General features: G+C 75.8%; 4 protein-coding genes. 2 read left to right on the top strand and 2 right to left on the bottom strand.

Annotated elements, in window-relative coordinates:
• Positions 1-1,285, top strand: a 1,285-nt coding sequence (locus AKI01S_RS23570; protein WP_305790806.1) for a serine/threonine-protein kinase, incomplete at its 5' end; no start/stop codon positions are given.
• A gap of 178 nt (positions 1,286-1,463) precedes the next feature.
• Here the strand turns inward: AKI01S_RS23570 and AKI01S_RS23565 are convergent.
• Entirely contained in the window at positions 1,464-4,262 is a 2,799-nt protein-coding gene (locus AKI01S_RS23565) for an alpha-L-rhamnosidase (protein ID WP_067821965.1), read from the bottom strand.
• 127 nt (positions 4,263-4,389) lie between these two features.
• On the opposite strand from AKI01S_RS23565, the gene AKI01S_RS23560 reads away from it, so the two are divergent.
• A complete protein-coding gene (locus AKI01S_RS23560; protein ID WP_067821963.1) occupies positions 4,390-5,310 on the top strand; it encodes an AraC family transcriptional regulator in 921 nt (306 codons plus the stop codon).
• Positions 5,311-5,412: 102 nt separating this feature from the next.
• On the opposite strand, the gene AKI01S_RS23555 is transcribed toward AKI01S_RS23560, so the two are convergent.
• Positions 5,413-6,729 carry a M14 family zinc carboxypeptidase gene (locus AKI01S_RS23555; RefSeq protein WP_084000136.1) on the bottom strand — a complete coding sequence of 439 codons (1,317 nt, stop codon included), beginning with the start codon at positions 6,727-6,729 and terminating at the stop codon, positions 5,413-5,415.
• Positions 6,730-6,758 lie beyond the last annotated feature (29 nt).

Here is a 6,758-nt window from a genome sequence, read left to right as displayed (position 1 = left end):
CCGGGTCGGCGGGCCCCGCACCGCGCGGGTCCTGGACGCCGATCCGGCCGCCGACCCGCCGTGGCTGGCCACCGCCTACGTTCCCGGCCCCTCGCTGCGCGACGCCGTGCGGGAGCGCGGCCCGCTGCCGCCCGCCGAGGTCGCCGTTCTGGGCGCGGGCCTGGCCGAGGGGCTGGCCGCGATCCACGGCGCGGGGATCGCGCACGGCGGCCTCACCCCCGACGACGTGATCCTGGCCGAGGACGGTCCCCTGATCGTGGGCTTCGGCGCGCCCCGCGCGCGGGACGCGGTGGGGAGCCCGCCGTTCCTGTCCCCCGAGCAAGCCGGCGGTGGACCGGCCGGTCCGCCCGGCGACGTGTTCTCCCTGGCCTCGGTGCTGGTGTTCGCGGCCACCGGCCGCGCCCCGTTCGGTACCGGCCCGGACCGCGAGGTCCTCGGCCGCGTCGTCCACGGCGACCCGGACCTGACCGGCCTGCCCGCCCACCTCGCCGAACCGCTCGCCGACTGCCTGGCCAAGGAGCCCGCCGACCGGCCGGTCCCCTCCCGCCTGCTCGGCCGGTTCGCCGTCCGCGCCGGGGCCGGACGGCGGTCCGTCCTGTCGGCGCCCGACGTCGCCGGGCGGCCGCGGCACGTCCGGGCGCACATGGGAGGCCGCGTCGCGGGACAGGCTCAGGTGGTCCTGCCGTGGCTTTCAGGTGAGGCGTCCGGCGCGCGGAAGGTGACCGTCACCCGCTGGCGCGGGCGGGTGGGCGACACCGTCGCCGCGGGCGATCCGCTGCTGGAGGTCTCCACCGGCCGGGACGACGTCGTGATCACCTCGCCGGTCGGCGGCACCCTGTCCCTCGTCCGCTCCCGCGCGGGCGAATCCGTGCGCACCGGTCATGTGATCGCGCTGGTCGGCGCGCCGGGGACCGTTCCACGACGGCCCTCCCCGCTGGAGCGGATCAGCGGGGTGTCCGTCGTGGCCCTCCTCTTCGCGATCGTCGCCCTGACGGCGGCGACCGGGACCTCGCTGTTCGCCGAGGACGCGCGCGGCGCCCGCCCCGGTGACTGCGTCGCCCGCGAGTACCTCGTGAACGGCGACGTGGCCGACGCGCGATGGCTCAAGATGCCGTGCGCGCTCATGGAGGTACGCGCGGCCCTCGGTTCCGGGAGCGGATACAGCGGCTACTACCGGGTGGTCAGCGGCCCCTCCGCCGGGTGCCGTCAGTGGATCGAGGGCTGGTCGTCCCCGGACGTCGCCGACGGCGCCTCACACGCGGTCCTGTGCCTGAGGAAGATCTGAGGCCGGCCGACGCGCGGATCCGCACCGGGGGAACGCATCGGCTTCCGTTCAATGGACGGCTTCGACGCCGTCCACTCCCGACGCGACGGGCATCGTGGTGCCAGGGCGGCCGGGTGGTCGCCGCCCTGGGCCTGGTGGTCCCCGACGGCACGGCCTGGCCCTCCACCGCCCCTCCGTCTCACCGGTCTCGCGCTCGGCCGGGCACTGGGCGGAGCCCCGGCGGGGTCGCGTCGCCGGGAGGGGCGGCGGTGAGGCGGTGGCGTCCGGACACGAGCCGGACGGTCAGGGAGCGGTCGGTGCGGCCGACGACCTCGACGCCGTCGCGGTCGGCGACCGGGACGCCGTCCGCGCGGACGGCGCCGGGTTCGGCGGTCGGGACGACGAGGGTGGCGCGGACGCCGGGCGGGACCGCCGCCTCCACGGCGAGCTCGCCGTCCTCCAGCGACCAGCCGCAGGCGACCTCGCCGCGCGGCGTCCGCTGGGTGGCCCTCGCCCAGGTCAGCAGGCCGCCGACGGCGGGGCGCAGCAGCAGGTCGCCGTAGGCGGTCGAGCCGGGCCGCTGGCCGATGCCCGCGACGCCGCCGTACAGCCATTCGCCGACCGAGCCGAGGCTGTAGTGGTTGAAGGAGTTCATGGCGGGCGACTGGAAGCCGTGCTCCTCGGTCCAGCCGTCCCAGCGCTCCCAGATCGTGGTGGCGCCGTGCCGGATCGAGTAGCCCCAGGACGGATAGGTGTCCTGGTGCAGCAGCGCGTAGGCGAGGTCCGCGCGGCCGTGGTCGGCCAGGACCGGGCACAGCAGGGACACGCCGACGAACCCCGTGGTCAGGTGGTGGCCGCGGGCCTCGATGTCGGCGGCCAGGCGGCCGACGGCGGCGGGCACCGCCTCCGGCGGCAGCAGCCCGAACGCCAGCGCGAGCAGGTAGCCGGTCTGGGTGTCGCCCGCGACGCGGCCCTTCCCGACGTCCACGAACGCCTCGACGAACGCCTCGCGGACCGCCGCGTGCAGCGCCCCGTAGCGTTCGGCGTCCCGGTCGGCGCCCAGCACGCGGGCGGCCGCGGCCACCAGTTCGGCGCTGCGGGCGAAGTAGGCGGTGGCCAGCAGGTCGCGCGGGGTCTCGGCACCGACCTGGAGCCAGTCCCCGTAGTGGTTGCCGACATGGGCGCGCCAGACCAGGCCGGGATTGTGGCGGTGGACGTGGTCCACCCACCGCTTCATGGCGGGGAAGGAACGTTCCAGCACCCGCCGGTCCCCGTACTCCCGGTACAGGTGCCACGGAATGATCACTCCGCCGTCGCCCCAGGCGGGCGCGCCCTCGCGGGTCAGGCACACCTCGGGCACGACGTCGCCGAACGCCCCGTCCGGATGCTGGGCGTCGACCACGTCGCGCATCCAGCGGGCGAAGAACGCGGCGACGTCGGCGTTGCGGCAGGCGGTGGGCAGGAACACCTGCGCGTCGGCGAGCCAGCCGAGCCGCTCGTCGCGCTGGGGGCAGTCGGTGGGGACGGCCACGAGGTTGCCGCGCTGGCCCCAGCGGATGTTGGCGTGCAGGCGGTTGACGGTGGCGTCGGAGCAGGCGAACTCACCGGTCCACGGGGTGTCGTTGTGCAGTACGCGCCCGGTGACGTCGGCGGGGTCCAGGTCGCCGGGGTAGCCGGTGACCTCGACGTACCGGAAGCCGTGGAAGGTGAAACGCGGCTCGAACACCTCCACCGGCCGCCCGGCGGCGACGTAGGTGTCGGTGGCCTCGGCGGTGCGCAGGTTGGCCACGTACAGCTCGCCGTCCTCCAGCATCTCGGCGTGCCGCAGGCGGATCCGCTGGCCGCGCCGCGCGCCCCGGACGGTCAGGCGGACGCGGCCGACCATGTTCTGGCCGAGGTCGACGACGAAGCGGTCCTCCCCGCGGCGCTCCACCGACGTCGCGGGCAGCTCCGCCAGCACCCGGACGGGCCGGTCGGCGGCGGCCTCCAGTACGCCGGTGTCGGTGCCGGTCACGAGGACGGGCGCCCAGGAGGAGTCGTCGTAGCCGGGCGCGTCCCAGCCGGGCAGTTCCTCGCGGGCGTCGACGTACTCGCCCATCAGCAGGTCGGCGTAGCGGATCGGGCCGGGGCGCTCGCGCCAGGAGCCGTCCGACGGCACCCAGCGGCGCGACCCGTCGGGGTGGTCCAGCAGGAGCTGGACGATCAGCTCGGGGGCCTCGCCGTAGTGCAGGGCCTGCCGCCGGGAGTCGAACCCGACGTACCCGCACCACCAGCCGTCGGCCAGGACCGCCGCCACGACGTTGTCGCCCTCGCGCAGCAGGTCCGTCACGTCGTGGGTCTGGTACGGCACGCGCCGGTGGTACTCGGTCCAGCCGGGGGCCAGCTCGGCGTCGCCGACGCGGTGGCCGTTGATCCGCAGCTCGTACAGGCCGCGCGCGCTGACGTAGGCGCGGGCCCGCGCGGGCGGGACGCCGTCCAGGGTGAAGGGGCGGCGCAGGTGCGAGCAGGGCAGCAGGTGCCGGGTCCGCTCGGAGCGGTCCTCGTCGCGCGGCGGGTCCTGGACGGGCGCGGCCCCCGGGTCGCGGGCGATCCAGGCCGCGCGCCAGTCCTCGTCGTGCAGCAGCCCGGTCTCGAACCAGGAGTCGGCGTGCCCGGCGCGTTCGCCCCGGGCGTCCCAGACGGTGACGCGCCAGTGGTAGCGGGTCGCGGACTGGAGCGGCGGCCCGTCGTAGGGCACCAGCAGCGTGTCGGTGGACGGGCGGCGGCCGCTGTCCCAGACCAGGCGGTCGCCGCCGCGCAGGTCGGCCTCGCCGAGCGCCACGGTGATCCGGTAGGCGCTCTGCGCGTCGCCGCGCAGGTCCGAACGCAGCCTCCACGACAGCCGGGGCTCGCGCTCGTCCAGGCCGAGCAGCGTCTCCAGCTGCTCGCAGGTGAGCCCGTAGGGGGTCAGCGCCGCGCCGGTGGCGGGCGCGGGGGGCGTGGTGGGGGTGCTGGTCATCCCTTGACTCCTCCGGCGAGATCGGTCAGTGAGGATCGTGCGTTCGCGCCGCCGGCGCCCGATAGCCCGAAAGGGACCCGCGGTAGCACGGAATTCACCTCGGCCCGGCCGGTTAGGGTGTCCGGGCATGGACGAACCCCCGGTCGGAACCGCCAAGGGCCTGCTGTACTTCACCGACGGATCCCTCGCCCACGCCGGCCACTACCTGCACGAGGGTGACCATCCGGTGCACACCCACAGCTTCGTGGAGATCGCCGTGGTCACCGGCGGCCGGGGCGTGCACCGGTCCCTGGACGGGCGCAGGGAGCTCCAGGTCGGCGAGGTGATCCTGCTGCGCCCGGGCGTCTGGCACGGCTACGAGGGCTGCCGGGGGCTGGACCTGTACAACTGCTGCTTCAGCACCGAGCTGCTCCAGCGGGAGCTGGCCTGGACGCGGGAGGACCCGTTCCTGGGCTACCTGCTGTGGACCGGCCCCAACTCGATGCGGCGCCGGGGGATGCTGACGACCCGGCTGGACGCACGAACGCTCAAGGAGGCCGTCGTTCACCTGGACGCGCTCGACCGCCTCGGCCGGGAACCCGTCGACCGGCACCGCGGCGACATCATCGGCCGACTCACGCTGTTCCTCGGCCATCTCGCCCGGGCGGTCGCCGGGGAGCGCGACCCCGGGCCCGGCCCCGCCCACCCGGCGGTGGTCGAGGCGATACGGCTGCTGGAGGCCCGCCCCGCGCACCGCTGGACCCTCACCGAGCTGGCCGACCGGCTCCACCTGGCGCCCCGCTACCTGGTGCGGCTGTTCAAGTCGGCGACCGGGCTGCCCCCGATGGCCTACCTGGCCCAGCACCGGGTGGAGAGGGCGGCGGCGCTGCTGCTGCACACCGACCGGTCGATCACGCAGATCGGCCGGTCGGTCGGCTGGGCGGACCAGAACCACTTCGCCCGCCGGTTCAAGGCCCACTACGGGCTGCCCGCCTCCACGTACCGGCAGCGCTTCCGCCACCACGCGCCGAACGGGAAGGCGACGATCCGCCGGACCCCGCCCGGCTGATCCTCGCTCCCGGAGCCCCGGGGAAGGCCGACGACGACCGAGGCGTCCACACGCGCGCCGGGGGGGCGCCTCCCGTACGCCCGGTCTGGAAGAGGCCCGCCGTCAGATCCCGGCGGCGAGCAGGATGGCGCCCAGTTGCACCGCGACCAGCCGGCGGATCTCGATCGCCGGGCCCGGGGAGTCGGCCTCGGCCTCGGCCAGCCAGCGGTCGAAGCGCTCGGCGAGCAGGCGGCGCTGGACCCGGACGGCCGGCGCCGCGCCGCCCGCGGCGAGCTCGGCGTCGAGCATGCGCAGGAAGGTCCCGGTCAGGCGGAGCCGGAACAGGTGCACCGCCTGGCGCTGGTCGAACGCCTCGGCGACCGTGGCGGGCCGGTCGGGACCGGCGGGCTCCCCGGCGTGCTCCCCGGCGTGCTCCCCGGCGTGCTCCCCGGCGTGCTCGGTGAGCGTGCGCAACGTCCGCAGCGTGGCCTCGGTGGAGCGGCGGAACGGCGACCGCACGGTCAGCTCGTCCGCGACGGCCTTCAGCGCGGTCTCCAGCAGGTCGGCCAGCTCCCGCCGGGCCGCGGCCCCGGCGGCGGCGATCTCCCGGTGGCCGGTGCCGGTCGGGGTCCGGTCGGCCACCCGTGCGTCGGCCCACATGGGCACCTCGGTCACCAGGTGCAGCGCGCCGAAGCGGGCGGCGTGGTCGGCGCTGCTGGCGCCCGCCCCGAACGCCGCGCCGACCCGCCTCCCGTCGGGGGTGGTGTGGACGCCCGGGACGATCGTCCGGGAGCCGGGCAGTTCCGGTTCGCCGTGGTGCAGCGGCAGTCCCTCCAGGCCGGGCAGTTCGGCCAGGCGGCGGGCGAGGGCCGGGTCGTCGCGGTTGAGGTAGAAGAACGCCCCCTGGTACTCGCCGTTGTGCAGGGAGCAGACCAGGGACGGCTCCACCTCGTCCATCAGCCGCATGAGCGCCGCGGTCTCCGGCAGCGTGCGGTCGAAACGGTAGTCGCCGTCCGACAGCGGGAAGGTCCACTCGACCTGGTCGGCCAGGTCCGGGCGGAAGAAGTGCTCGGCGTAGGCGCGGCGGTCGCCGGGCCTGCCGTACCAGCCCTCGTTGAGCCGCGCGCCGTCCGGGTCGGCGCACGCGACCAGGTGCCAGCGGTGTCCCAGCCTCGCGCGCAGCGCGGCGTCCCGGCACAGCAGGTCGAGCAGCGCGGTGACGGTGAGGAACCCGACCGGCTCGTTGGGGTGCGGTCCGCCGATGACGACCGCGTCCGCCGGGCCGTCCCCGACGGTCGCCACGCGCAGTGGCTCGCCCAGCCGCGAGGTCCCGATCCGCCGTGTCCGGACCAGGCCGGGATGGGCGGCGGCCACCGCGTCGAGCTCGGCGTTCAGGGCGTCCACCGACGGGAAGGCCGCCCGGTCGGGAACCCGGCTCATGTACTCCGCCACTTTCATAATCCCGTTAC

Source organism: Actinomadura kijaniata NBRC 14229 (genome assembly GCF_001552175.1).
Lineage (GTDB): Bacteria > Actinomycetota > Actinomycetes > Streptosporangiales > Streptosporangiaceae > Spirillospora > Spirillospora kijaniata.
The sequence above is the reverse complement of the archived record's forward strand: the minus strand, read 5'-3'. Positions and strand labels throughout refer to the sequence as shown.